Below are 25,724 nucleotides of genomic sequence, written 5' to 3' on the forward strand. Positions count from 1 at the left end.
CGGTCTCATCGAGCTTCAACTTTCCGGAACCAACACCGTGAACCACTTCGATTACCGCGACGGCGTGCTTCATGCCGAGGACGTCGCCATTCCCGACATCGCAGCCGAGGTCGGCACGCCCTTCTATTGCTATTCGACCGCGACGCTGACCCGGCATTTCCGCGTCTTCAAGGAGGCTTTTTCCGGCCTCGACGCACTGGTCTGCTACGCCATGAAGGCGAATTCCAACCAGGCCGTGCTGAGGACGCTGGCCAGGCAGGGCGCAGGCGCCGACGTGGTCTCCGAAGGCGAATTGCGCCGCGCTTTGGCCGCCGGCATCCCGGCCGGCAAGATCCTGTTTTCCGGCGTCGGCAAGACGGCGCGCGAGATGGACTTTGCGCTTTCGGCCGGCATTCTCTGCTTCAACGTCGAATCCGAGCCTGAGCTGGAGCTTTTGTCGGCGCGCGCCGTGGCCCTCGGCAAGGTGGCGCCCATCTCGCTGCGCATCAATCCGGATGTCGATGCAAGGACCCACAAGAAGATCTCGACCGGCAAGGCCGAGAACAAGTTCGGCATTCCCTGGCAGCGCGCGCGGCAGGTCTATGCCCGCGCGGCTGAACTGCCCGGGATCAAGGTAACCGGCATCGACACCCATATCGGCAGCCAGATCACCGAATTGCAGCCTTTCGACGATGCCTTCGCATTGCTGGTCGAGCTGGTCGGAGCGCTGCGCGCCGACGGGCATGAGATCGAGCATGTCGATCTCGGCGGCGGCCTCGGCATTCCTTACCGCGTCGACAACAGCCCGCCCCCTTTGCCCGACGCTTACGCCGAAATCGTCAGGAAGCACGTCACCAAGCTCGGCCTCAAGGTGATGTTCGAGCCCGGCCGCCTGATCGTCGGCAATGCCGGCATCCTCGTGTCTGAGGTCATCTACGTGAAGGAAGGCGACGCCAAGAACTTCCTCGTCGTTGACGCCGCCATGAACGACCTGATCCGGCCGACGCTCTATGACGCCTTCCACGACATCAGGCCGGTGGTGCAGCCGCCTGCTTCGGCACCGCGTATGAAAGTCGACGTCGTCGGGCCGGTCTGCGAGACCGGCGATTTCATCGGCCTCGACCGCGACCTTCCGAGATTGAAGTCGGGCGACCTGATCGCGGTTTCCACCGCCGGCGCCTATGGCGCGGTGCAGGCCGGCACCTACAACACCAGGCTCCTGGTGCCCGAGGTGCTGGTCGATGGCGACCGTTTTCACGTCGTGCGGCCGCGCCAGACCTATGAGGACCTGATTGGATTGGATTCGGTCCCCGACTGGCTGAAGTAACCGAGCGGCGCGCCTCAAGGAGCTGGCCCATGCTGGAAAAAAAGACGATCACGCGCGAACGCATCGGCGCCGTGGAGTCGCGCATCCGGCCCTATGTACGCCACACGCCGGTCATGCGCGTCGACATGGCGGATTTCGACCGGCCCGCCTTTCCGGTCGACCTGAAGCTCGAATGCCTCCAGCATTCCGGCTCGTTCAAGGCGCGCGGCGCCTTCACCAACCTGCTCGAACGCCGAGTGCCCGAAGCCGGCGTGGTCGCCGCGTCCGGCGGCAATCATGGTGCCGCCGTCGCTTACGCCGCCATGAAGCTCGGGCACAAGGCGACCATCTTCGTGCCCGAGGTCAGCCCGCCGGCGAAGCTCGCGCGCATTCGCGGCTACGGCGCCGAGTTGGTCGTCGGCGGCGCGCGTTATGCCGAAGCGCTGGCCGCCAGCGAAGACTTCGCGGCCAGAACCGGCGCCCTGCAGATCCACGCCTTCAACCAGGAGGAAACGCTGCTCGGCCAGGGCACGCTCGGCATGGAGGTCGAGGCCGACCTGCCTGGGATCGACACGCTGCTGGTCGCGGTCGGCGGCGGCGGCCTTATCGGCGGCATCGCGGCCTGGTTCGCTGGCCGCATCCGCATCGTCGCCATCGAGCCCGAGGGAGCGCCGACGCTTTACCGCGCCCTGGAGGCCGGAGAGCCGGTCGATGCGCCCGCCGAAGGCATCGCCGCCGATTCGCTGGCGCCGAAGCGCGTCGGCGAAATGATGTTTCCGATCGCCGAGGCCTTCGTCGAGGGCTCGATCCTGGTCAGCGACGACGACATCGTCGCGGCGCAGAAGGCGCTGTGGGACCGCGTGCGAATCATCGCCGAGCCGGGTGGCGCCGCCGCCTTCGCCGCCCTGCTTTCCGGACGCTATGTGCCCGGAGACGGCGAGCGCGTGGCCGTCCTCGTCTGCGGCTCGAACACGAATCTCGCCAATTTCTGATCATAACCCGGCCAAACCGCTTCACGTTTTTTGGAACCCGCCTCGCCTTTGCCGTGTTTGCTGGTATCCTTCTGGCGATGACGTCCGGGCTATCGTGCCCGGGCAGGAAGGGCCGATGACCGAACGACCCATTTCCAGCGGCGAACGCAGCCGGGCCAGCGATGGACGCGGCTTTGCAGGGCGCTTGGCGCTCAGCCGGTTGGCGACGCGGGCCTCCATGACCTTCGAGCGCGCCTGGCCGCTCGTGCTGCCGCTGCTGGTCGTCGCCAGCCTGTTCTTCAGCTTTTCGTGGTTTGGCCTGTTCCCGCGCCTGCCCGACGCGGCGCGCGTCGGCCTTCTGATCCTGTTCGCGCTGGCGGCGGTCGCCGCGCTCTACCCGCTGCGCTTCTTCCGCATGCCCTCGGCAGCCGAGATCGACAGGCGCATCGAGGCGGCGAACGAATTGCTGCACAGCCCGGTGCAGGTGCAGACCGACCGGCCGAGCGGCGCCGAGAGCATCTTCTCGCAGGCGCTGTGGCGCGAGCACCAGAAGCGCATGGCCGAACGGCTTTCGAGCCTCGGCGCCGACCGGCCGCGCACCGGCGTGCCGGACTACGACCGCTGGGGCTTGCGCGCCGTGGCGGGGCTGCTGTTCGTCACGGCGCTTGCCTTCTCCTTCGGACCCTTTGGCGGCAGGGCCAGCGACGCTTTTGTCGCCCGCGCCGCGCACGATGCCGTGCCCCCGCGCATCGACGCCTGGGTGACGCCGCCTGCCTACACCGGCAAGGCCCCGGTGTTCCTGACGGCCGATGCCAACCAGGCCGTCCAGACCTTTTCCGTTCCGCAAGGCAGCGACATCTCGCTGCGCGTCACCGGCGGTTCGGGCGAGGAGACGCTGAGCTATGCCGATCAAGGCGGCAATGACCGCGCCATCGAGCCCGCCGCGCCGAAAGGCCCCGCGCCTGCCGCCGGCCAGACCGCACCAAAAGTGCGCCAGTTCTCCGGCAAGCTGAACACCAACGGCACGCTGACGCTGAAATCCGGCGAAGGCGATCTTGGCCACTGGGCCTTTGCCGTCATTCCCGACAAGCCGCCGACGATCCGCTTCATCGGCGAGCCGAAGCGCGCCGTCAACGGCGCCATCGAGCTCAATTACGAGATCGCCGACGACTATGGTGCAGCCTCCGCCAAGGCCGTTTTCGAGCTGTCGGATCCGCCTGCCGCCAACGCGCATCCGCTCTACGGCGCGCCCGACATGCCATTGACGCTGCCGCGCCGCGGCGGCAAGCCGAGCGCGGCCAAGACGACCAAGGACCTGACCGAGCATGTCTGGGCCGGCAGCAACATCAAGCTGACGCTCACTGCAACGGACGACGCCGGCCACACGGCCACCAGTGAAACCAAAACGCTTGTCATGCCGGAGCGGCCCTTCGCCAATCCGCTGGCTAGAGCGGTGATCGAACAGCGCCGGCTGGTGGCGCTCGACACCAATGCCAAGCCGCGCGTTCTCGACCTGATGGATGCGGTCACGCTGCGGCCCGAGGACACGTTCGACAACATGTCGAACTATCTCGCCATCATGAGCGCGAGGAGCCGGCTGAAGCTCTCCGAGAGCGACGATCAGTTGCGCAACGTCGTGTCCTATCTGTGGGAGATCGCGCTCGGCATCGAGGAAGGCAATCTGTCGGCCGCCGAGCGGCGGCTGCGCCAGGCGCAGCAGGCGTTGCAGGACGCCATCAAGAACGGCGCCAGCGATCAGGAGATCGAAAAGGCGATGAAGGAACTGCGCGAGGCGATGAACCAGTTCCTGCAGGAATTCGCCCAGCGCGCGCAGCAGAACCCGAATGCGCCGCAGATGCAGCAGAACGGCCGCGAGCTGCGCCAGAGCGATATCGACCGCATGATGGACCAGATCGAGAATCTGGCCAAATCGGGCGATCGCGACAAGGCCCAGCAGCTTCTCTCCGAGCTGCAGGACATGATGAACAACCTGCAGGCCGGCCGCCAGCAGCCGGGCGGCGAGCAGGACAGCGAGATGCGCCAGCAGATGGACAAGCTCGGCGATATCATGCGCCGCCAGCAGGAAATGATGAACGACACCTTCCGGCTGGACCAGATGCAGCGCGGGCAGCGTGGCGAAGGCGGCGAGCAGCAGCAGCTTGGCGAGGATGGCGAACAGGGCCAGTCCGACGACCAGCAGCAGCGGCCCGGTCCCGGCCAGGACCGCGATCCGCTGGGCCGGCCGAAAATGTCGCCGAAGGATTTGGCCGATGCGCTGAAGCAGCTGCAGGAAGGCCAGGGCCAGTTGCAGAGCGAGCTCGATCAGTTGAAGAAAGGCCTCGAAGGCATGGGCATGGAGCCCAATGAGGGCTTTGGCGAGGCCGGCAAATCGATGGGCAATGCCGAACAGTCGCTCGGCCAGGGCGACGGCGACCAGGCCGTCGGCCACCAGGGCCGCGCGCTGGAGGCGCTCCGCCGCGGCGCCAAGGAAATGATGAAGCAGATGCAGGCCATGCAGGGCGACCAGGGCGGCAGCGAGCAGGGCGGCCGCCAGCAGGACGCCGACCGCGACCCGCTGGGACGGCCGCGCGCCACCAACGGTCCCGATGACGGCACCTCGGTCAAGGTTCCGGACGAGATCGACGTCCAGCGCGCGCGCCAGATCCTCGACGCGATCCGCAAACGGCTCGGCAACGCGCTCAGCCCCGATATCGAGCGCAGCTATCTCGAGCGGCTGCTGGAGCTGAAATAGCCCGTCATCGGCGTTGCGAGATTGCCCTGCACATTCAGAATCGGTAGCGTCATGGCCGAGAGCATGGGGCGATGATCGATTTCTGGTTTTCCATCGGCAGCACCTACACCTACCTTTCGGTGATGCGACTGGCGAAGATCCAGGCTGAGACCGGCATCGAGTTCCGCTGGCGGCCGTTCAACGTGCGCTCGATCATGATCGAGATGGACAATATCCCCTTCGCCAAGAAGCCGGTGAAGGCCGCCTATATGTGGCGCGACATAGAGCGTCGCGCGGCGATGTACAGGATGGTGCCTAAACTGCCCGCGCCCTACCCGCTTGCCGAACTTGAGCGCGCCAATCGCGTCGCCGTCATTGCCGCGCGGGAGGGCTGGTGCGAGGCCTATGCCAGGGAGAGCTACCGACGCTGGTTCGAGATGGGTGAGCCGGCCGGCAGCGAGCCGAACATCTCGGCAAGCATCAAGAAAGCGGGGCAGGAACCGGAACCGATCCTGCGGGAGGCCGACGGCGACGCCGCCAAGGCTGACCTCGCCGCCGCGACCGAGCAAGCCAAGGCGCTCGGCATTTTCGGCTCGCCGAGTTTCGTCGTCGACGGCGAGCTGTTCTGGGGCGACGATCGCCTCGATGATGCCATGCGCTGGCTCAGGCAGATTGAAAGTGGCCCGCCGGACTAAAGCCCGGCCGCCGCGCCCGCCTGCCTGGTCAGCATGAACGCCTCGCGGATTGCGTTCTCCATGCCGTCGATCGCTTCGCCGGTCGCCAGCGGGTTGCGGTGCAGGATGACGTTGGAGGAATCGATGTCGCCGAAACCGTCGGCGGCCGTCAGTTCGCGGCAATCAGGCGGGATGTTGCTGCGCGAGATCGGCGCGATTGCCAGGCCGGACGTGACGGCGAGCGTCAGGCCGCCATTGGTATCGCTGGTGTAGGCGACGCGGTAGTCGAGGCCGCGCTGCTGCAGCGACTTGATGGCGAAGTCGCGGCACCAGCCGTTGCGGCTGTAAAGCGCGATCGGCACCGGCCGTTCCTCATGCATGTGGTGCAGCGTCGACGTCACCCAGACCGTCGGGTCGTGCATCAGCACCTCGCCGCCGGAAGAGCCCTCCCATTCGAACACCACGGCGAGGTCGAGCTCGCCGGCCGCGAGCGCCCGCACCTGCGAATCCGAATGCGCGTAGCGCACCGTGACCTCGACGCGCGGATGGCGCTTGGCAAATTCGCCCAGTGCCCGCGACAGGATCGAACGTCCATATTCGGCCGGAATGCCGATGCGCACCAGCCCGCCCAGCGGCGGCGCCACCAGCGAGGCAGCGGTCTCGTCCAGCAGCGAGACGATGCGGCGCGCGTTGGCGATGAGCTCGCCGCCGCGGCGCGTCAGCGCCACGCCGCGCGAGCCGCGCTCGAACAGATTGTCGCCGACCATGTCCTCCAGCTTCTTCATCTGCATGGACACGGCCGATTGCGTGCGCCCGGCTTTCTCCGCCGCGCGGGTGAAATTGCCGGTTTCGGCCACCGCCACGAAGGTGCGCAAGAGATCGCTGTCGAGGACCGGTCGCATCGAGCCGCCATAAGCAAAGTTGATTGCTGGCATCATTCCAATTCGTTTGCCAGATGTCAAACGCCGCAGGATAGTCATGACACCCATTGGATATGCGGCCGCGAAATCGGTCGCGGACCAATCGAAGAGTCCTCACTCGTACCCGCTGCCTGAAAATGGTGGCGGGTTCTTTTTCGCTGGATAGATCATGCAGAACCGGACGGTGCTTGGCATTCTGAGCCTCTGCCTCGGCGTGCTGGTTTTTTCACTGCAGGATCCGCTGGTGAAGGCGGTTTCGGGCGGCTATCCGGTGACCGAGGTGATGGCGATCCGCGCCATTGTCGCGTTGCCGATCCTGATCGTGCTCGTCCAGGCCGATGTCGGCCTGAAGGCGGTGCTGTCGAAGCGCTTCGGCATGCTGACGCTGCGCGCCTTCATCCAGTTCTCGTCCTACACGGTCTATTATCTGGCGATCGCCGCCTTGCCGCTGGCCGATGCGGTGGCGCTCTATTTCATGGCGCCGCTGTTCATCATGGCGATGGCGGGTCCCTATCTCGGCGAGCGCGTCTCATGGAAGATGCTGTCGACGGTGCTGATCGGCCTGGTCGGCGTGCTTGTGATGGTGCGTCCCGGCGCCGGCGTGTTGGACTGGGCGGCGCTGCTGTCTCTGGGCTCGGCCTTCCTCTACGGCTTCTCGCAACTGATGGCGCGCCGCATCGGCGACACCGAATCATCGACCGTGATGGCCTTCTATCAGAACGGCGCCTATCTCAGCGGCGCGGTTGCGGTCGCAACCGTCTTCCACCTTGCCGGCATCACCCATGCGGCGCATCCGAGCGTCGAATTCCTGGTGCGGCCATGGGTATGGCCGACAATGCCGGACTTCCTGAAGATGGCCGCCTGCGGCCTCGTCGCGTCCGCCGGCATGATCCTGCTCTCGCAGGCCTACCGGATGGCGCCGGCCAATCGCGTCGCCACGTTCGAATATACCGGCATCCTGTGGTCGCCGCTGTGGGGTTTCCTGTTCTTCGCCGAAGTGCCGCGTGAAACCACGGTGCTGGGCGCGGCGCTGATCATCGGCGCCGGCCTGCTTGCGCTCAGCGGCGGACGTCGGCGAAGTGCGGCGCCGGCCGCCGCTGTCACGGCCGATGCGGTATCAAGCGAAGCAGCTTAATGCCTTGCCGACGCGGCCACGGATCTCGGCAAGCGTGAACGGCTTCTGCACGACGTCGAGGATGATGCCGTTGAGCTCCTCGGCGCGCTCACGCTGGTCGGCATAGCCGGTCATCAGCATGATCCGCATCGTCGGGAACTCTCTTGCAGCCGATGTCGCCATCTCGATGCCGTCCATCTCCGGCATGCGGATGTCGGACACCACCAGATCGAAACCGCCGCGCGCCTGCCGGATCATGTCCAGCCCCTGCGCGCCGTCGGTGGCGATGGTGACACTATGGCCATCGCGCTCGAGCGCGCGGGCAGCGAGGGTGCGGACGGACTCATCGTCCTCGACGATCAGAAGCTTTGCCATGCCGAGATAGATGCCGCCGAAACGTTGATGTTTTCTGAAAATTCTAACGATCGGCGGTTTTTCGGAATGGCGCCGCCTTCTCAGGCGTCGCCTTTCACCACCCCGACAAACGGCAGCTCGCGGAACGCATGGGCCACATCCATGCCGTAGCCGACGACGAAATAGTCCGGGCAGTCGAAGCCCACATAATCGGCGTTGAGCGAGGTCTGGCGGCGCATCCGCTTGTCGAGCAGCACCGCGATGGCGCAGCTCTTGGCGCCGCGCGAAAGCATCAGGTCGCGGGTGTAGGAAAGCGTCTTGCCGGATTCGAGTATGTCGTCGATCAACAGCACGTCGCGGCCGGCGACCTCGTTGTCGATGTCGCGCAGCACCCTGACCTCGCCGCTGGTCGTGCCGGCGCCGTAGCTGGAGATGAAGATGAACTCGACTTCCGGCGACAGGCCGACATCATGCATGGCGCGGATGAGATCGGCGGCGAAGACGAACGAGCCCTTGAGGATCGAGATCACCAGCAGGTCATGGTAATCGCGCCCGGCGATTTCCTTGGCGAGTTCGAGATTGCGGCGCGCGATCGCCGACGCCGAAAACAGGACCTCGATGTCCTTGCCGCGTACAACTGGCATAGTTTTGTCCTTCAAAACCACCTAGGACGCCAGTCGCTAGGTGTGTCGAGATTCGGGTCAGGCCGAGTCGAGAACGATGGCTTCCGAGAACCGGAGCGGAGCGTACTTGACGTACGTGAGCACCGGCCTACGCCGGCCATAGCCTCAATTTGACTGCCACGCCACTCCTAAGTGCTTTGGCCGGCGAAGGCCGGAAGCGAAGGAAGCCGTCGTTCGCAGGCCGGCCTCACCTGAATATCGACACACCTAGCCGGCGAAGATTACGGAGACTGTCCTGACGCCGTCTTTAGGCACATCGAGGCGGCTCGAAAAGCCGAATCTTTCGCCCGGGCCCAGCGAACGGTTGGATGTCCCCAGCCTGTAGCGGATGATATTGGCGTTGTTATCGGTGACGCGGATTTCGAGCGGCGGCAGCGTTTCCGATTTCATCCCGTCATTCGCCGCCTCGCCATCCACGAACAGCACCGGCTTCAATCCCGACGCATCGATGCGCGACGTTACGCCGGAAATGGTGAGCGCGCTCGCCGGCGCGGCGGTCGTCCAAAAGGGGCTTTGCCGGACCAGCGCATGACCACCCGACACCCAGAAGGATGCGAGCGCTATGCCGGCGCCGGCTATCCAGAACAACGGACCGCCACGCGAGGATCGCGACGGCGCCGCCTCCGGTCTGCGCAGCATGCCCATGCCGCCGATCGATGGTGTCGACGGCATCTGCGGCGGCGGTGCCGATTCTGGATAAGCGGCAAAACGCGGCAGCACCACATAATCGGCATCGACGATGTCGGCCGCTTCGAACATGACGCGTTCCGGCGCGGCATTTGTTGCCGTGCCGGTCATGATTTCGCCGGAAACAGGGCGCGCGGTTCTCTCGTCAGCCATTACGGCACCAGTGCAGTCTTCGTTTCTTTTGCGTAAACGCAATTGGTTAACGCTTCCCCACCGGAATGGCTTTGATGCATGCTGGACGTTGCAAAATTAACCGCCGGTTAACCATGCCGGCCGATGGTCTGTTAGAGTAGATTGTGGCGCGTCGCCGCCGAGAGTTTCCAGGTCGCCGAACGTGATCCGCTTCGAAAATGTCGGCCTCCGCTATGGCATGGGTCCGGAGATCCTCCGGGACATCTCCCTGCACATTCCGGAGCGCTCCTTCCAGTTCCTGAGCGGCCCTTCGGGCGCCGGCAAGACGACCCTGCTGCGCCTTTTGTTCATGTCGCTGAAGCCGACGCGCGGCCTGATCACCATCTTCGGCAAGGACCGCTCGCGCATTTCGCGCGGCGAGCTGCCGCTGCTGCGCCGCCGCATCGGCGTGGTGTTCCAGGACTTCCGCCTGCTCGACCATATGACGACCTACGAGAATGTCGCGCTGCCGCTGCGCGTGCGCGGGCGCGAGGAAGCGAGCTACCGCACCGACGTCACCGAGCTGCTGAAATGGGTCGGGCTCGGCGACCGCATGCATGTGCTGCCGCCGGTGCTGTCGGGCGGCGAGAAGCAGCGCGCCGCGATCGCCCGGGCCTTGATCGAACAGCCGGAGATCCTGCTTGCCGACGAGCCGACCGGCAATGTCGACCCGCCGCTGGCGCGCCGGCTGCTAAGACTGTTCATCGAGCTCAACCGGCTAGGCACCGCCGTGGTGATCGCCACCCACGACCTCGGCCTGATGGAACAGGTCGATGCGCGTCGCATGATCCTGGCCGGTGGAAGGTTGGACGTTTATGACTGACCTTCCGGCCGATCACCTCCAGCACGAAACGCTCGAGAAGACGACGGTCCGGCGTGTCCAGCGCAAGACGGCGCCGATCGTGCCGGCGCAGAACATCGCTGGACGGGCGCTGGTGCTGGTCATCGCCATCATGACCTTCCTGTCCTGTCTCACCTTCGGCGCCGTGACGCTGGTGCGCGATACCGCCTCCGTCTGGGAGAACCAGATATCGCGCGAGGCGACGATCCAGATCAAGCCGGCCGACGGTCTGGACATGGAGGCGGCCCTTGCGCAGGCCTCGCAGATCGCCAGCGAGTTCCCCGGCGTGAAGGGCACCAAGATCATCGACCGCGACGCGACCGCGCGTCTTCTGGAACCGTGGCTGGGCAGCGGCCTCAACATCGACGAGCTGCCGGTGCCGCGCCTCATCATCGTCACCATCGACGAGGCCAGCCCGCCCGACTTTGCCGCCATGCGCGCCGCCATCACGCCGAAAATACCGACCGCGGCACTCGACGATCACCGCACCTGGGTCGACCGGCTGGTCGCCATGGCGCGCACGACCGTGACGATCGGCATTGCCGTTCTGGTGCTGATGCTCTCGGCAACCGTGCTGACGGTGGTGTTCGCCACGCGCGGCGCGATGGCCGGCAACGGCCACATCATCGAGGTGCTGCATTTCGTCGGCGCCGAGGCGCGCTTCATCGCGCGCGAATTCCGTTGGCATTTCCTGGTCACCGGCATGAAGGGCGCTGCCGCCGGCGGCGCCCTGGCGATCGTCGTCTTCATCGTCTTTTCCTGGTGGTCGTCGCGCAACATGGCCACGCCCCAGGCCGACCAGGCGACTGCTTTGTTCGGCAATTTCGCCATCGGCTCGGCCGGCTATTTCGGCGTCGGTCTGATGGTGCTGGTGATCGGCGCGCTGACCGCGGCCACCTCGCATGCGACCGTCGTCGCCTATCTCAGCGACATCGACGTTCGCCAGCCGGATGCGGGCTGACCCATGAGATCAATCCGGAAACCGGCGCAAAGCGCTATAAACAAACAAGACAATGATCACACGCGGGATACCTGCCGTAACGCAATGTGCGCCGTCTCACCTATCAACGGCCGCATTTCGGAGTTAACCATTAGAGGCTTTCAGGATTAACCTGGGGATGATGGAAGCGCGGGATTCGATCGAGACGGCTGGACGAATGCCGGCGATGCGTGTGCGCAGCGCTGCCTTCGCCGGGTTCGGTCGTTTGAGGCTCGCTCTGCGCGTCTGCGGTTTCGTGGTTCTCGCCGCGCTGGCGCTTTTTGCCGGCGGCTTCGGCTGGTTTGCCGACAAGGTCAGCCATATGACGACTCCGGCCAATCCGGCCAGGGCCGACGCCATCATCGTGCTCACCGGCGGGCAGTCGCGGCTCGACGCGGCGATGGACCTGTTGGCCTCCGGCAAGGGCGAACGGCTGCTGATCAGCGGCGTCCATCCGTCGGCAACCAAGCGCCAGCTGCAGGCGGCGATGGGCGGCGACAAACAGCTCTTTTCCTGTTGCGTCGATATCGACCGCGCCGCGCTCGACACCATCGGCAATGCCGAGGAAAGCGCCAAATGGGTGGAAAACCACGCCTATGGCAGCATCATCATCGTCACCAACAATTACCACATGCCGCGCAGCTTGCTCGAGATGGGCCGGCTGCTGCATGGCGCGCGCCTGGAGCCCTATCCGGTGGTCAATACCAATCTCGGCAACGGCGGCTGGCTGACCAAGCCGGAAGCGCTGCGCGTGCTGCTGACCGAATACAGCAAATATGTGCTGTCGCTGGCGCGCGGCTTCCTGCCGCTTCGCACGACGCCCGAGGGCGTCACGCTGGCGGAAGCATCGGCCGTGGTGAAGAACTAAAACTTAGAGCGTTTCACGGAAACGGCGAACGCTCTATCTCTTTGTTTTGACGCAATCCCCGACGGAAGGCTACGGCGAAGGCGCCGAGCCTACCGCTCACACTTTTCCTGGATTTGATCCAGCCGCCGCATTATCGCGCAAGCGGGCAATCTCCTGCTCCAGGCCGGCTATGCGCCGGTCGCGCTCGGCAAGGGCGGCCGCGACATCCGCCGCTTCGAAACGCTGGGGAATGTGCTGCGGGCAATTGGCATCCCAGGCCGTGACCGTGAACAGGATCGCCTGCTCCGGCCGCGCCTTGTAGTCCGCCGGCATCAGCTTCGCCGTCAGCTCCGGGTTATTCTCGACGACACGCGCTCTGCCCCAGATCTTGATGCGCTGCCTGAGCATGTAGTCGATCAGGAACAGGAAGGCCTGGTCGTTGTCCTCGAGATTGCCCTGGGTGATGAACTGCCGATTGCCGGAAAAATCCGCAAAGCCGATCATGTGCTCGTCGAGCACCTTGAGGAAACCGGCCGGCCCGCCGCGATGCTGGATGTAGGGCTGGCCTTCGGCATTGGCCGTCGCCAGGAACACGCTGGTCTGCGCTTCGATGAAGGCGGCGAGGTCCGGCTCGATTGTTGCCCGCCAGCCGCCGCGCTGCTCGACGCGCGCATAGGAATCACGCGACCCCTTGCGGGACTGGATGGCCTTGACGGCGGGCGTGAAGGCGATGTCGCTGGTGAATTCATACATACTGGCGCTCCTCGGACAGGATCGCACATCAATTAGGCTCTTCCGAAAACCGGATGTAGAGAGCATATTTGCAATCTATCTTTCCATATTTCGGAAGAATAATGGACCGCCTCGACGCCATGTCCCTGTTCGTCGCCACGGCGGAGGCCGGCAGCCTTTCCGCCGCCGCGCGCCGCGCCGGCATCCCGCTGGCGACCGTAAGCCGCAAGCTCTCCGAACTGGAGAAGCATTTGAAGACGCGCCTGCTCAATCGCTCGACGCGGCGCCTGACGCTGACCGATGCCGGCCAGTCCTATCTTGCCGCCTGCCGTCGCATCCTCGACGAGGTGAGCGAGGCCGAGCGCGATGCTGCCGGCGAATATTCGAGCCCGACCGGCGAGCTGGTCATCACGGCGCCGGTCGTGTTCGGCCGTCTGCATGTGCTGCCGGTGATCGCCGGCTTTCTCGCCGTCTACCCGCGAGTGGATGTCCGCTTGACCCTGTCGGACCGGATCACCCAACTGGTCGAGGAGCATATCGATCTCGCCCTGCGCATCGGCGAGCTGCCGGATTCGGCGATGGTTGCGATCCGCGTCGGCTCGATCCGCCGTGTCGTCTGCGCAAGTCCCGCCTATCTCGCCTTGCATGGCACGCCGACGACCCCCCAAGACCTTGCCGGCCACGACTGTGTCACCTTCGAAGGTCTCGCCGCTCCCGTGGCATGGAGCTTCGGAACCGGCAAGACGGAAACGACAATCCCTGTTCGCTCGCGCCTGCAAGTCAACACCGCCGAAGCGGCCATCGATGCCGCGATTGCCGGGCTCGGGCTGACGAAAGTGCTCTCCTACCAGGCCGATGCCGCCGTGCGCGCCGGCGCGCTGCGGCTGGTGCTGCAGCCCTTCGAACCGCCGCCCTGGCCGGTGAGCCTCGTCCATGCCGGCCAGGGCCGGCTACCGGTAAAGCTGCGCGCCTTCCTCGATTTCGCCGCGCCGCGTCTCAAGGAACGGCTGGCTCGGTCACTCTAGCGGCACCATTCGACAATGGCGGCGTTTCCTTTTTGCCGCCGCTTGGTGTAACCAACGCACACTTCCTCACGGGCCCCTTGCATGCTCATCATCCGCTCGCTGGCGTTCAACTTCGTCTTCTATCTCAGCCTGATCGTCCAGATGATCTTCTGGACGCCTTTCTATTTCCTGTCGCCGCGCCACCGCGCCTGGTTCGTGCCGAAATTCTGGTCGCGCACCTCGATGTGGCTCTATGAGAAGATCGCCGCGACGAAGAGCGAGATCACGGGTGTCGAGAACCTGCCCGAAGGCTCCTTCATCCTGGCGCCGAAGCATCAGTCCTTCTGGGACGCGATCGCCTTCTTCCCCTATCTCGACGACGCGCTCTACATCCTGAAGCGCGAGCTGACCTGGATCCCCTTTTTCGGCTGGTACATCTTGAAAATGCGCATGATCCCGGTCGACCGAGGCAACCGTTCGAAAGCGCTGAAGGCTGTCGTCGTCGCGACCAGGCAGGAGATGAACCGCAATCCGCGCCAGCTCATCATCTATCCCGAAGGCACGCGCCGCCCGCCGGGCGCCGAGCCGTCCTACAAATACGGCATCGTCGAGCTCTACACGCAGCTCGGCGTTCCTGTGGTCCCGGTGGCTCATGTCGCCGGCCTCTACTGGCCGCGCCGCAAGTTCCTGCGCTATCCCGGCACCATCAAGGCCCGCTTCCTGCCGCCGATCCCGCCAGGGCTCGGCAAGGAGGAATTCATGCAGCGGCTGATCGGCGAGACCGAGGCCGCCTGCGACCAGATGCTTATCGAAGCGGCGCAGGCGCCGAACCCGCCGCCCATGCCGCCGACGGCGGTGAAGCGGCTGGCGGAACTCGGCGTAACCGCGAAGACCTGATCGGCTACCGCAGCACCGCCAGCAGGGTCGTCAGCACCAGCGTGGCGGCAAACACCAGGTTGATGATCCGCGAGGCCAGCGGATGGCGCAGACCGCGCGCGAACGCCGTTCCGGCAAGCAGCCACACGACGTGAATGGCGACGATCATCGCGGCAAGCACCAGCAGCCTGGTGGAGACGCCGAGCGCATCGGCCTGCGACGCGGCGCCGGCGAAAACCGCTGCGATCGCCACATAGGCTTTCGGATTGGCGACGGCGAGCATGAAACCGCCAAGGAAATCAGGCTCCGTCGCCGTGCTTCCGCGCTCCGCCAATGGCGGCGCGGTCGCTATTTTGAAGGCGAGATAAAGGATGTAGCCTGCCGAGGCGACCGCCAGCACCGGCGCCACTCCCGGCACCGAGGTCAGCATGCCGAAAATCCCGCCCGCCACCGCCAGAAGCACGGCGATCGTGCCGAGCACCACGCCAGACGTGTAACCCAGGGAAGGACGCAGACCGAAAGCCGCGCCGACGGCGGTCACGCTGATCGTCGCAGGTCCCGGACTGCCCATGACGACCGTCGCCGCCACGATAAGCGCCAGCACCTGCTGCCAGGTCTGCGCCTCGTTCAAGATGCCATCGGCCATGCCGAACCCTCCTGCCGCCGCGATGCGACAGGATTTAGGAGGGATCGTCATGGCCGTCTTGGACGTTCGTGCGCAGCGCCCGTCTCAGGCGCTGGCCCGGTCCAATGCCGCGATATCGTCGGCCGAAAGCTTGAGCGACGCGGCGCGGATCAGGCTATCCATCTGGGCCAGGGTCGTGGCGCTGGCGATCGGCGCGGTGACGCCCGGCCGCGCGATGATCCAGGCCAGCGCCACCTCCGCCTGCTTGGCCGCATGGCGCTCGGCCACGGCATCGAGCGCGGAAAGGATGCGCATGCCGCGCTCATTGAGATATTCGGCGACGCCTTCGCCGCGCGCGCTCTGGCCGAGATCGGCCTTGCTGCGGTATTTGCCGCTCAGGAATCCCTTGGCGAGGCTGAAATAGGTGATGACGCCGATATCCTCGGCTTTGCAGAGGTCGAGCAGCGGTCCGTCGAGCGACGAGCGGTCGTACAAATTGTATTCTGGTTGCAGCACCTCGTAACGTGGCAGGCTGCGCAGGCTGGCGACGTCGAGCGCGGCGCGCAGCTGCCCGGCATCGAGATTGGAGCAGCCGGGATAGCGCATCTTGCCCTTTTCGAGCAGGCGCTGATAGGCGCCGAGCGTTTCCTCGTAAGGCGTGGCCGGATCCGGCCAGTGCGACAGATAGAGGTCGATGACATCGGTTTGCAGTCGCTTCAGTGAAGCGTCGACCGCCTTTTCGATATAGGCAGCCGAGAGGTCGCGCTTGCCCTGGCCCATGTCCGAACCAACCTTGGTGATGACGATGACCTGATCGCGGTTGCCGCGGCTCTTCATCCAGTTGCCGATGATCGTTTCCGATTCGCCGCCCTTGTTGCCGGGAACCCAGCGCGAATAGGCATCGGCCGTATCGATGGCGTTAAAGCCGGCAGCGATGAACCGGTCGAGCAGGTCGAAGGAGGTCTTCTCATCAGCGGTCCAGCCGAAGACGTTGCCGCCCAGGACCAGCGGCGCGATGGAAAGGTCGGTGCGACCGAGACGGCGTTTCTGCAAGACTGATCTCCGTGATGCTGGAACGGGCCTGAAGCCCAAGGATGGGATGCCGCTAAGCTAGGTCGCGGCCGGGCGAGGTCAAAGGCATGGTTTTGTTTTTTGATCGGACCAGAGCAATTCCAGCAAAAGTGCGTCGCGGTTTTGCGTCTGGAATTGCGTAAAAACAAAGAGATAGAGCATTGGAGGCGAAATTATTTCGCCGAAAATGCGCTTCACGAAGACGCGACCCGACGGCCCACCTCCTCCAGCCAGTGATCGCGGATGCCGAGCGCCTCGAGATGCTCAAGTGTGCTCAAGAGATAGTCCTCGTTTCGCCCGGATTGGCCGACCGCGCCGCGAACGATCCTGGCCGCATGATCGGCGTCGAGCGCGCCGGCATACTGCTCATGCTGGCGGTCGACGGTGTAGGCGACCGCCTCGACCGCGCCTCCACCATCCAGCCGGACATCGAGAATGCGTTCAAGATAGACGCTGGTGACCAGCTCGCGCTCGCGCAGATAGGAAAGCACCTCGTCGCGCAAATTGCCGGGAACACGGTAGGCGAGGCCGACGCAGGAGCCGCCCCGGTCGAGGCCGAGCACCAGGCCCGGTCGCGCGCGCGTGCCGCGATGCACGAATGAATAGACGCAAAGCGAGCGGCGATAGCCGTAAAGCCGGGCGCGGCGCGTCTCGACATGGGCAAATCCGGGCCGCCAGATCAGCGACCCGTAGCCAAAAACCCAAAAATCGCCCATATCGCCAAGCCTGATCGCATTCGAGTGAACGACACCGCACCGCCGAGGTGCTTCTTCTGGCCCCCGCTTGTTTGCGTATTGGTAAATGCCCGCTCGCCGGGTTAACGAGAGCCGCAGCATGACGTCAAGTGACGAGCGATCGCCCAAACTTCGCCGCCGGCTGTTCTGGCTTGCCGCACTCCTTGTCGTGCTGTTCGCCGCCTATAGCGGCGGCTGGTTCTATCTCGCCGACAGGCTCAAGACCGAGGCCGACCACGCGGTGGCGAGACTGGGCAGCAAAGGGATCGCCGCCGGCTGCGCCAACCTCGCCGTCAGCGGCTATCCGATGAGCTTCACGGTCTCCTGCGACAACATCGCCTATGAAGACGATACCCAGAAGGTCGCCGCCTCCACCGGCAGCTTCAACGCCGTCGCCGGGATCGCCGAACCCTTGTCGCCGGTCGTCGACCTGCGCGGGCCGTTGAGGACGATGGCGCCCGGTATGCCGCCGCTCTGGATCGACTGGGACCGGTTGCAGGCCAATGTCAAAGTGTGGTGGCCGTTGCCAAGGAGCGTTTCCGTGCAGGCTGAAGGCCTGAACGGTCAGACCGACCCGCAGGACGACACGGATCCGATGCAATTGTTCAGCGCCGGCAAGGCGGCCGGCCAATTGCAGCCGGCCGGCCAGGACATCAATTATGTCGGCAGCTTCGGCGACCTGGAGATCAACGCGGATGCTATCGACGGGCGCGCACTGCCGGCGCTGGACGGCAGTGGCGACGTGACGCTGAAGAACGGCGTGGCGCTGATCGCAGCGCCGCCGAAGAGCCTGCGCGGCCAGTCGATCGAGATCGCCAAGCTCGACCTGTCGTCGGGCACGGCGCGTGTCACCGTGTCCGGACCGGTCTCCGTGGATGCGGAAGGGCTGGTCAACGGGGACCTGACGATCAAGCTCAAGGACCCGAAAGCGGTGGCATCTATCCTTGCCGGCGCGATTCCCGAGCATAAAAGTGAAATCGAGCAGGGTTTTTCTGCCATTGCCATGCTTGGCAAGGAACCCTCCTTGCCGCTCAAGATCGTCAAGGGCAAGGCTTCGCTGGGCTTCATCCCGCTCGGCAAGGTCAAGCCGCTTGAATAGAGCGTGGTCCCGAACCGAAGGTCAGCATAGCAAAAGGTGTGGACCGGTTTTCGGGTGAGATCATGCCGACTGAGAAGAGTAAAGCAACGATGCCGAAGCCGGTCAGACTGCTCAGCGTCGGCGCCTTCACCCTCGATACGATCCTTCGCGTCGAGACGCTGCCCGCGCATCAGGGCAAGTTCATCGCCAGCGACGGCGTCCAGATCGCTTCCGGCATGGCGACGAGCGCCGCCTGCGCCGCACATCGCCTCGGCGCCGAGGTCTCGCTTTGGGCAAGCACGGGCGACGATCCGGTCGGCGACCAGCTGATCGCCGACATTCAGGCCGAAGGCGTCGACTGCAGCCTTATCCGCCGCGTTCCCGGCGCGCGATCGGCGCTGGCCGCGATCCTGGTGGATGCGCATGGCGAGCGCGTCATCGTCCCCTTCTACGACAAAAAGGCTCAAGCCGATCCCGAGGCGCTGCCGCTTGCCGACCTCTCCGGCTTCGACGCCGTGCTGGTGGATGTCCGCTGGCCGGGCGCCGCGGCGCTGGCTTTGGGCGCGGCCAGATCGACCGGCCGTCCGGCGATCCTGGACGCTGACACCGCGCCGATCGAGGTGCTGGAGCGGCTCTTGCCCTTGGCCTCGCACATCGTCGCTTCCGAACCGGCGGCGCGCATCGTCTGCGGCCACGCGCTCGACCCCGAAAGCGCCTGCGCCGACCTCGCCTCGCGCACCGATGCCTTTGTCGCGGTGACCGGCGGCGCGGCCGGCACCTGGTGGCACGACCGCGCGACTCGGCGCGTGCGCCATGTCGAGGCGCCGAAGGTCAAGGCGATCGACACGCTCGCCGCCGGCGACGTCTTCCACGGCGCCTTCGCCGTCGGCCTCGCCGAGGCCATGCCCATGGAGGAAGCCCTGCGCTTTGCCAGCGCCGCCGCCGCGCTCAAATGCCTGCGCTTCGGCGGCCGGCTGGGCGCGCCGGATCGGGCCGAAACGCTGGCGATGATGGCGGCGCACTGGCCGCCGGCCCAGGGCTAGAACGCAAGAGTATCTCGGCTATTTCCGCGAAATCGGCACAAACGCTGGGGTTGGCGTAAGCCGCTCAACCTCGTCATTCCAGGGCGGAGCAGCCGCGAAGCGGCGTCGCGGAGACCCTGAATCCATTCCGTGACCTGAGCCATGGAATGCGGCGGAGCAGAATTCTGCACCGTTGCGACGCTCGTATGTCACGGAATGGATCCTCGGGTCTGCGCGCGTCGCTTCGCTCCTTGCTCCGCCCGTGGATGACGATCGCGATGGGCGTTTCGGCCAATCTCCAGCGCATGCGCCTGCCCAGGCTGACAGGTCAATCCACGCCAGAGAACGAGGGAAAAGCCTAAGGCTTGGCCGGGTGCTCGACGGCCTGGCGACCGAAATCCGGCACATCGATATCCTGGCCGGCCTCGATGATCGAGCGGCGGATTGCGCGGGTGCGGGTGAAGAGGTCGAACAGCTTCTCGCCGTCGCCCCAGCGGATCGCCCGCTGCAGCGAAGCCAGATCCTCCGAGAACCGCGCCAGCATCTCCAGGATCGCGTCCTTGTTGTGCAGGCACACGTCGCGCCACATGGTCGGGTCGGAGGCGGCAAGGCGAGTGAAGTCGCGAAAGCCGGAAGCGGAATATTTGATGACTTCGCTCTTGGTCACCGCTTCCAGATCGTCCGCCGTGCCGACGATGTTGTAGGCGATGATATGCGGCAGGTGCGACACGATCGCCAAGGTCATGTCGTGGTGCTGCGGGTCCATCGTGTCGATGTTGGAGCCGCAGCGCCGCCAGAATTCCGAAAGCGTCTCGAGCGCCGCGGGATCGGTGCCCGGCAGCGGCGTGAAGATGCACCAGCGATTCTCGAAGAGATCGGCAAAGCCGGCATCGGGCCCGGACTTTTCCGTGCCGGCCAGCGGATGTCCGGGGATGAAGTGCACGCCTTCGGGCACATGCGGCTGCATTTGCGCGATGACGGAGGCTTTGGTCGAGCCGACATCGGTGAGGATGGCGCCCTTCTTCAGCGCTGGCGCGATCTCGGCCGCGACCTCGCCGGACGAGCCGACCGGAACCGAGACGATGACGAGATCGGCGTCACGCACCGCTTGGCTGGCGTCGGTGCTGTAAGAATCGCCAAGGCCAAGCTCCTCGGCGCGTTTGAGCGTCGAAGCGCTGCGCGTCGCTATGGCGATATGGCGCGCCAGGCCCTCGCGGCGGACAACGCGGGCAAGCGACGAGCCGATCAGGCCGATGCCGACCAGCGCTATTTTCTCGAACATCGGTGACGCCATGGTGTTCTAGCTTTTCAGGAAGGTCGTGAGCGCATCGATGACGCCGCGATTGGCTTCCTCGGTGCCGACGCTCATGCGCAGCGCATTGGGGAAGCCGTAGCCGGTGACGCGGCGCAGGATGTAGCCGCGCGCGCTCAGATAATCGTCCGCGGCCGCCGCCGAATGTTTCTCGCCGTCGGGAAAATGGATCAGCACGAAATTGCCGACGCTGGGCGTGACGCGCAGGCCGAGCCCGGTCAGCTCGGCGCCGAGCCAGGCCAGCCATTTCTCGTTGTGCGCCACACTGCGCTCGATATGCGCGCGGTCGCGGATCGCGGCGATGCCGGCCTCAATCGCTGTAGCGTTGACGTTGAAAGGGCCGCGAATGCGGTTGATCGCATCGACGATATGCGCCGGCCCGTACATCCAGCCGATACGCGCGCCGCCGAGCCCGAGCTTGGAGAAGGTGCGGGTCATCACCACGTTCTCGGAACTGCCGGCGAGCTCGATGCCGGCCTCGTAGTCGTTGCGCCGCACATATTCGGCATAGGCCGCGTCGAGCACCAGGAGCACGTTCTTCGGCAATGCAGCGTGCAGCCGGCGCACTTCCTGGAACGGCACATAGGTGCCGGTCGGATTGTTAGGATTGGCGAGGAACACGATCCGCGTCGCCGGCGTCACCGCGGCCAAAATCGCGTCGACATCGGCGCGCTCGTCGGTCTCCTTCACCGCCACCGGCTTGGCGCCCGCCGCCTGGATATAGATCTTGTAGACCATGAAGGCGTGCTCGGTGAACACGGCCTCGTCGCCCGGCGCGAGATAGGTCTGCGCCAGCAGTCCCAGGATCTCGTCCGAGCCGTTGGAGCAGATGATGTTGGCCGGATTCAGCCCATGCACCTCGGCGATCGCCTCGCGCAGCCGCCGCGCCGTGCCGTCCGGATAGACATCGAGCTTCGCCGCCACCTCGCGCGCAGCCTCGATCGCCTTAGGCGAGGGCCCGAGCGGATTTTCGTTCGCCGACAGCTTGTAGACTTTCGTCACGCCGGCCGGCGCGTTGCTTTTTCCCGGCACATAGGCCTCGATGTCCATAATGCCCGCGCGGGGCGTCGGACGGGGCTGATCCTGCTTCATGTCACAAATCCGTCGAGAAGGCCTTCAAGGCCGCAGCGGAAATACAGGCCACGGGCTGGAATGTCGAGGGCCGGCGCCTGGCACCCGTATCCGGTCGCGAGGAGGCCACCCGTTGACGAAGCGCGGCGCTGGTCCTAGAAGGATTGCCAGACTCCCGTGGTGATTTGGCCGGTCGGCTTGCAGCCACGTTAAACAACTCGCTAAAGGGCCGTTTGCAACCTGTAACCGGCTTTGCGACGGCAATGCCGGTTTTTTATTGTCCGCTGCCGGCCGGACACCGCGTCGGGACGAGACCGATGCGGGACAGGATGAGGACGGACATGGCCGCTCAGCGTGCTGCAAGAACCAACGACGAGGCCGACCATCCGTCGAGCCCGGTGCTGCGGTTCGGCCCGGACAAGCCGCTGAAGCTCGACGCCGGAACGCTGCTCTCGCCCTTCCAGATTGCCTACCAGACCTATGGCACGCTCAACGACGCGCGCTCCAACGCCATCCTCGTCTGCCACGCGCTGACCGGCGACCAGCACGTCGCCAACACCAATCCGGTGACCGGCAAGCCGGGCTGGTGGGAGGTTCTGATCGGCCCCGGCAGGATCATCGACACCAACCGTTTCTTCGTCATCTGCTCCAATGTCGTCGGCGGCTGCCTCGGCTCGACTGGTCCGGCTTCCACCAATCCGGCGACCGGCAAGCCCTTCGGGCTCGACCTGCCGATCATCACCATACGCGACATGGTGCGCGCGCAGACGATGCTGGTCGATCATTTCGGCATCGAGAAGCTGTTTTGCGTCCTTGGCGGCTCGATGGGCGGCATGCAGGTTCTTGAATGGGCGGCGAGCCATTCGGAGCGCGTGTTCTGCGTACTGCCCATCGCCACCGGCGCCCGCCATTCCTCGCAGAACATCGCCTTCCATGAAGTCGGCCGACAGGCTGTCATGGCCGATCCCGACTGGCATGGCGGCAAATATCTCGATTTCGGCAAGCGGCCGGAAAAAGGGCTCGCCGTCGCGCGCATGGCCGCTCATATCACCTACCTTTCGGAAGCCGCGCTCCACCGCAAGTTCGGCCGCAATTTGCAGGACCGCGAGGCGCTGACCTTCGGCTTCGACGCCGATTTCCAGATCGAGAGCTATCTGCGCCATCAGGGCATGACTTTCGTCGACCGCTTCGACGCCAATTCCTACCTCTATCTGACCCGCGCGATGGACTATTTCGACCTTGCCGCCGATCACGGCGGGCGCCTCGCCGACGCCTTCGCCGGCACCAAGACGCGTTTTTGCCTGGTTTCCTTCACCAGCGACTGGCTGTTCCCGACCGAGGAGAGCCGATCGATCGTGCATGCCTTGAACGCGGCGGGCGCTTCCGTCTCCTTCGTCGAGATCGAAACCGATCGCGGCCACGACGCCTTCCTGCTCGACGAGCCGGAACTGTTCGCGGCCATCAACGGCTTCATCGCCTCCGCCGCCCGCGCCAGGGGGCTAAGCCTATGACCCCGAACCGAAGGTCAGCGAACGCAAAAAGTCGCCGACTTTTCGGACCGGGATCATGCGCTATGCAGGAGGCGAAGCCATGAGCGTCAATCGCGCTCAGCGTGTCGACCTCGAGGTCGTCACCGATCTCATCCCGGCCAATTCGCGCGTCCTCGATGTCGGCTCGGGCGACGGACTGCTTCTGGAACTCCTGCAGGAGACCAAGCAGGTCGACGGCCGCGGGCTGGAACTGTCGCAGCGCGGCGTCAACGAATGCGTGGCGCGCGGCCTTTCCGTCGTCCAGGGCGATGCCGACAAGGACCTCGAATTCTATCCCGACAAGGGCTTCGACTTCGTCGTGCTCTCACAGACCCTGCAGGCGACCCGGAACCCGAAGCTGGTGCTCGACGAGCTGCTTCGTATCGGCAACCGCGCCATCGTCTCCTTCCCCAATTTCGGCCACTGGCGCGTGCGCTTCTCGCTGTTGGTCAAGGGCAGGATGCCGGTCACCAAGGACCTGCCCTACTCCTGGTACGACACGCCCAACATCCATTTCTGCACCATCCGCGACTTCGTCAACCTGTGCGAGGAACTCGGCGCGACCGTCGAGAAGGCAACCGCGCTCGACGCCAACGGCCAGAAGATCGGCCTGTCGATGCCTTGGTGGTTCTGGAATTTTTTTGGTCAGCAGGCGGTGTTTTTGCTGAGGCGATGACGGAAATTCGTTTCTTTCGTCGATCGCCGGCAGTGGTGGAAATCCCCCCGAATATTCTTTCCGAAATACGGGCGGGAATTCTCGTCTGCACATCGCCGCGCAGCGGTCATCTTGCAGGTTTGATGATTTCCGCCGGGCTGGGCCATCCGCTGGAATGGTTCGGCGGCGACGTCTGCTGGAGCTGCCGGATTATCCGCGAGATCCCCGCGCCCAGCTACTGCGTGCGCTGACAGGGGCGGTCCTCTACCGGCGTCTATGCAATCAAGCTCTTTGCGAGTCAGTTCGCATAACTTGCCGATAAGATAACTCATCTGACAAATTCGCAGCGCATAATTGCATCCCGATAGTTTGACAGCATGCTGTTAGGACTATAGCCACTGGGTTGATCAACCGGTTGTGCCGCGATGGCTGAACATCCCACCTATTCTATCGTCTTGGAGATGGAGAATGCCAAATCCATCGACTGGGACGAGATTGGCCTTGGGCTGAAGGCCTTGGCGCGCGAGATCGCCCAGGCTTCCGCTACCGGATTTCCGAAGCCGAAGGTCATAATCTCGCACGGCGGCCTCGAAACTGACGCAGTCTCACTGCGAAGCAGCATCGGAGCTAAAGCGCCACAACTGGAGCAGGTTGCCGATCTGGCCTTCGCGGCGTTCCCTGGCGGCAGATATTACGACCTCAAGAACAACGGCATTCCCTCGTGCGAAGGGAGCGTCCTTGTTTTTCTCGATTCCGATACAGTTCCGGAACGGAACTGGCTCTCAACTCTACTGAAACCCTTCGTCGACCAGCCTGAAACCATCTGTGTGAATGGACACACCTATCTTTCATACGATGACTTCTTCTCGCGAACCTTCGCGTTGATCTGGTTTTTCCCGATGGCTGAGGGAGACGAGAGATTCGCCTCGAAGCGTGCTCTCAACGCCAACAACATTGCCTTTCGGCACGACTGGATATCCAGTCACCCATTTCCAGCCCACAACGGCTTCAAGGTCTCGTGCACGTTGCTGATGCACCAGCTTTGGAGCGAAGGCCACAAGATAGTCAACGTGGACGCACGCGTTCACCACTACTCGCCGCGGGGCTGGGGGTTCTTCTTTTGGCGCGCGCTGGTAACCGGCAGGGACGCCGATCGAAAATTCGTCGAGCTTCATGCACCTGGCAGGGCTCAGCGTATCGTCAAATCCTTCACGCGCTGGGGGACTATGTCTTGGCGCACGATCCGGCGAGTGACAGGCCATGCGCGGCAGACCGGGATGCCGTTCTGGCAAATCCCGTTTGCTGTCATTATCGGACTGGCGTTCTATACTCTGGCGTTTTTCGGCCATTTCAGCCTGGCGGCCGGCCTTGTCCGCGACGAGGTCGAAATGGTGCCGGACTATATCGGGCACAGCTAACGTCAATCTTTTCCCGCTAGCCAAGCACATCCGTAGCCTTGTGCGGATGCTCGACGCCGTCGACGAAGATCACGTCGGACTGCGAGCTCTGGGTGCGCAGCGAAAGGATCGCCTGATAGGCCGGTGAATTGTACCAGTCCCGCATATGCTGCCTGCCGGGGAATTCGATGACGATCAGGTGCCCGGGCCAAGGGCAAAACCGTCCGTTGGTTCCTGTTGGCGGGCCGCCTAATCAACAGGAAGGCCAGTTGTGTTGCCATCAGACCGCAATGTTGCGGAAAAACCGCTAATTTCGGCATTTCTCGGCCGGCCTGGCGTGACACAAAGGGGGGTTTTTTTG

At 64.5% G+C, this 25,724-nt stretch carries 26 protein-coding genes, 1 pseudogene and 1 riboswitch; of the genes and pseudogenes, 16 read left to right on the forward strand and 11 right to left on the reverse strand.

The genetic code is table 11. From position 1 onward, the window contains the following. Positions 1-37: 37 nt before the first annotated feature. From lysA to LB520_RS06720, 4 genes are all read left to right on the forward strand, one after another. Positions 38-1,306, forward strand: a complete 1,269-nt coding sequence (gene lysA, locus LB520_RS06705) for a diaminopimelate decarboxylase (protein ID WP_224636908.1) — start codon at positions 38-40, stop codon at positions 1,304-1,306. Between the two features lie 29 nt (positions 1,307-1,335). After that, entirely contained in the window at positions 1,336-2,277 is a 942-nt protein-coding gene (locus LB520_RS06710) for a threonine/serine dehydratase (protein WP_224636910.1), read from the forward strand. Between the two features lie 115 nt (positions 2,278-2,392). Then, entirely contained in the window at positions 2,393-5,008 is a 2,616-nt protein-coding gene (locus LB520_RS06715; protein WP_224636912.1) for a TIGR02302 family protein, read from the forward strand. A gap of 71 nt (positions 5,009-5,079) precedes the next feature. Then, positions 5,080-5,682 (forward strand): 2-hydroxychromene-2-carboxylate isomerase, encoded by a 603-nt coding sequence (locus LB520_RS06720; protein WP_224636914.1) that lies wholly within the window; start codon positions 5,080-5,082, stop codon positions 5,680-5,682. Here LB520_RS06720 and LB520_RS06725 read toward each other — a convergent pair. Continuing rightward, positions 5,679-6,563: a LysR family transcriptional regulator gene (locus LB520_RS06725; RefSeq protein ID WP_224637212.1), complete on the reverse strand. Its 885-nt coding sequence runs from the start codon at positions 6,561-6,563 to the stop codon at positions 5,679-5,681. The two genes, LB520_RS06720 and LB520_RS06725, sit on opposite strands and share 4 nt — an antisense overlap. A gap of 187 nt (positions 6,564-6,750) precedes the next feature. On the opposite strand from LB520_RS06725, the gene LB520_RS06730 reads away from it, so the two are divergent. Beyond that, the gene (locus LB520_RS06730; RefSeq protein ID WP_224636916.1) at positions 6,751-7,716 is read left to right on the forward strand and encodes a DMT family transporter; all 966 of its coding nucleotides are present in this window, start codon (positions 6,751-6,753) and stop codon (positions 7,714-7,716) included. Here the strand turns inward: LB520_RS06730 and LB520_RS06735 are convergent. From LB520_RS06735 to LB520_RS06745, 3 genes are all read right to left on the reverse strand, one after another. After that, entirely contained in the window at positions 7,699-8,070 is a 372-nt protein-coding gene (locus tag LB520_RS06735; protein WP_224636917.1) for a response regulator, read from the reverse strand. The two genes, LB520_RS06730 and LB520_RS06735, sit on opposite strands and share 18 nt — an antisense overlap. Before the next feature lie 80 nt (positions 8,071-8,150). Further along, complete coding sequence (hpt, locus tag LB520_RS06740) at positions 8,151-8,693, reverse strand: hypoxanthine phosphoribosyltransferase (protein ID WP_095767471.1); 543 nt, start codon at positions 8,691-8,693, stop codon at positions 8,151-8,153. Between the two features lie 246 nt (positions 8,694-8,939). After that, positions 8,940-9,572, reverse strand: coding sequence for a hypothetical protein (locus LB520_RS06745; RefSeq protein ID WP_224636918.1), 633 nt, complete (start codon positions 9,570-9,572; stop codon positions 8,940-8,942). Positions 9,573-9,753: 181 nt separating this feature from the next. On the opposite strand from LB520_RS06745, the gene ftsE reads away from it, so the two are divergent. From ftsE to LB520_RS06760, 3 genes are all read left to right on the forward strand, one after another. Beyond that, positions 9,754-10,413 carry a cell division ATP-binding protein FtsE gene (ftsE, locus tag LB520_RS06750; RefSeq protein WP_027167480.1) on the forward strand — a complete coding sequence of 220 codons (660 nt, stop codon included), beginning with the start codon at positions 9,754-9,756 and terminating at the stop codon, positions 10,411-10,413. Next, positions 10,406-11,392 (forward strand): cell division protein FtsX, encoded by a 987-nt coding sequence (locus LB520_RS06755; RefSeq protein WP_224636919.1) that lies wholly within the window; start codon positions 10,406-10,408, stop codon positions 11,390-11,392. Before ftsE ends, LB520_RS06755 begins: the two co-directional genes overlap by 8 nt. A gap of 157 nt (positions 11,393-11,549) precedes the next feature. Further along, positions 11,550-12,278, forward strand: coding sequence for a YdcF family protein (locus LB520_RS06760; protein WP_224636920.1), 729 nt, complete (start codon positions 11,550-11,552; stop codon positions 12,276-12,278). 96 nt (positions 12,279-12,374) lie between these two features. Here the strand turns inward: LB520_RS06760 and LB520_RS06765 are convergent, their stop codons facing one another. Further along, positions 12,375-13,010, reverse strand: a complete 636-nt coding sequence (locus LB520_RS06765; protein WP_224636921.1) for a pyridoxamine 5'-phosphate oxidase family protein — start codon at positions 13,008-13,010, stop codon at positions 12,375-12,377. A 101-nt stretch (positions 13,011-13,111) separates the two neighbouring features. Between LB520_RS06765 and LB520_RS06770 the strand changes: the two genes are divergently transcribed. Together LB520_RS06770 and LB520_RS06775 are read left to right on the forward strand one after the other, a co-directional pair. Then, positions 13,112-14,014 carry a LysR family transcriptional regulator gene (locus LB520_RS06770; protein WP_224636922.1) on the forward strand — a complete coding sequence of 301 codons (903 nt, stop codon included), beginning with the start codon at positions 13,112-13,114 and terminating at the stop codon, positions 14,012-14,014. 81 nt (positions 14,015-14,095) lie between these two features. Then, complete coding sequence (locus LB520_RS06775; RefSeq protein WP_224636923.1) at positions 14,096-14,890, forward strand: lysophospholipid acyltransferase family protein; 795 nt, start codon at positions 14,096-14,098, stop codon at positions 14,888-14,890. Between the two features lie 4 nt (positions 14,891-14,894). Here LB520_RS06775 and LB520_RS06780 read toward each other — a convergent pair whose 3' ends face one another. From LB520_RS06780 to LB520_RS06790, 3 genes are all read right to left on the reverse strand, one after another. Continuing rightward, positions 14,895-15,515, reverse strand: a complete 621-nt coding sequence (locus LB520_RS06780; RefSeq protein WP_224633317.1) for a LysE family translocator — start codon at positions 15,513-15,515, stop codon at positions 14,895-14,897. An 84-nt stretch (positions 15,516-15,599) separates the two neighbouring features. Beyond that, positions 15,600-16,547 (reverse strand): aldo/keto reductase, encoded by a 948-nt coding sequence (locus tag LB520_RS06785; protein ID WP_224636924.1) that lies wholly within the window; start codon positions 16,545-16,547, stop codon positions 15,600-15,602. A gap of 212 nt (positions 16,548-16,759) precedes the next feature. Next, a complete protein-coding gene (locus LB520_RS06790) occupies positions 16,760-17,281 on the reverse strand; it encodes a gamma-glutamylcyclotransferase (protein WP_224636926.1) in 522 nt (173 codons plus the stop codon). Positions 17,282-17,399: 118 nt separating this feature from the next. On the opposite strand from LB520_RS06790, the gene LB520_RS06795 reads away from it, so the two are divergent. Further along, entirely contained in the window at positions 17,400-18,398 is a 999-nt protein-coding gene (locus tag LB520_RS06795) for a DUF2125 domain-containing protein (RefSeq protein WP_224636928.1), read from the forward strand. 89 nt (positions 18,399-18,487) lie between these two features. After that, a complete protein-coding gene (locus LB520_RS06800) occupies positions 18,488-19,420 on the forward strand; it encodes a sugar kinase (protein ID WP_224636930.1) in 933 nt (310 codons plus the stop codon). 337 nt (positions 19,421-19,757) lie between these two features. Here the strand turns inward: LB520_RS06800 and LB520_RS06805 are convergent, their stop codons facing one another. Next, entirely contained in the window at positions 19,758-20,693 is a 936-nt protein-coding gene (locus tag LB520_RS06805; RefSeq protein WP_224636931.1) for a prephenate/arogenate dehydrogenase family protein, read from the reverse strand. A gap of 6 nt (positions 20,694-20,699) precedes the next feature. Then, the gene (gene hisC, locus LB520_RS06810) at positions 20,700-21,803 is read right to left on the reverse strand and encodes a histidinol-phosphate transaminase (protein WP_224636932.1); all 1,104 of its coding nucleotides are present in this window, start codon (positions 21,801-21,803) and stop codon (positions 20,700-20,702) included. A 146-nt stretch (positions 21,804-21,949) separates the two neighbouring features. Further along, a riboswitch (SAM riboswitch) is annotated at positions 21,950-22,027 on the forward strand. A 96-nt stretch (positions 22,028-22,123) separates the two neighbouring features. Here hisC and metX point away from each other — a divergent pair. The 4 genes from metX (at position 22,124) to LB520_RS06830 (ending at position 25,384) form a co-directional block, all read left to right on the forward strand. After that, a complete protein-coding gene (gene metX, locus LB520_RS06815; protein ID WP_224636933.1) occupies positions 22,124-23,293 on the forward strand; it encodes a homoserine O-acetyltransferase MetX in 1,170 nt (389 codons plus the stop codon). Positions 23,294-23,372: 79 nt separating this feature from the next. Next, positions 23,373-23,987: a methionine biosynthesis protein MetW gene (gene metW, locus LB520_RS06820; protein ID WP_095767561.1), complete on the forward strand. Its 615-nt coding sequence runs from the start codon at positions 23,373-23,375 to the stop codon at positions 23,985-23,987. After that, complete coding sequence (locus tag LB520_RS06825; protein ID WP_224636934.1) at positions 23,984-24,217, forward strand: hypothetical protein; 234 nt, start codon at positions 23,984-23,986, stop codon at positions 24,215-24,217. Before metW ends, LB520_RS06825 begins: the two co-directional genes overlap by 4 nt. Before the next feature lie 174 nt (positions 24,218-24,391). Further along, on the forward strand, positions 24,392-25,384 hold the full coding sequence (locus tag LB520_RS06830) for a glycosyltransferase (protein ID WP_224636935.1): 993 nt from the start codon (positions 24,392-24,394) through the stop codon (positions 25,382-25,384). Between the two features lie 16 nt (positions 25,385-25,400). On the opposite strand, the pseudogene LB520_RS06835 reads toward LB520_RS06830, so the two are convergent. Continuing rightward, a pseudogene (locus LB520_RS06835) lies at positions 25,401-25,574 on the reverse strand (DUF1330 domain-containing protein); the annotation flags it as partial. Positions 25,575-25,724: the final 150 nt, after the last annotated feature.

It is taken from the genome of Mesorhizobium sp. CA12 (assembly GCF_020165255.1).
GTDB lineage: Bacteria > Pseudomonadota > Alphaproteobacteria > Rhizobiales > Rhizobiaceae > Mesorhizobium.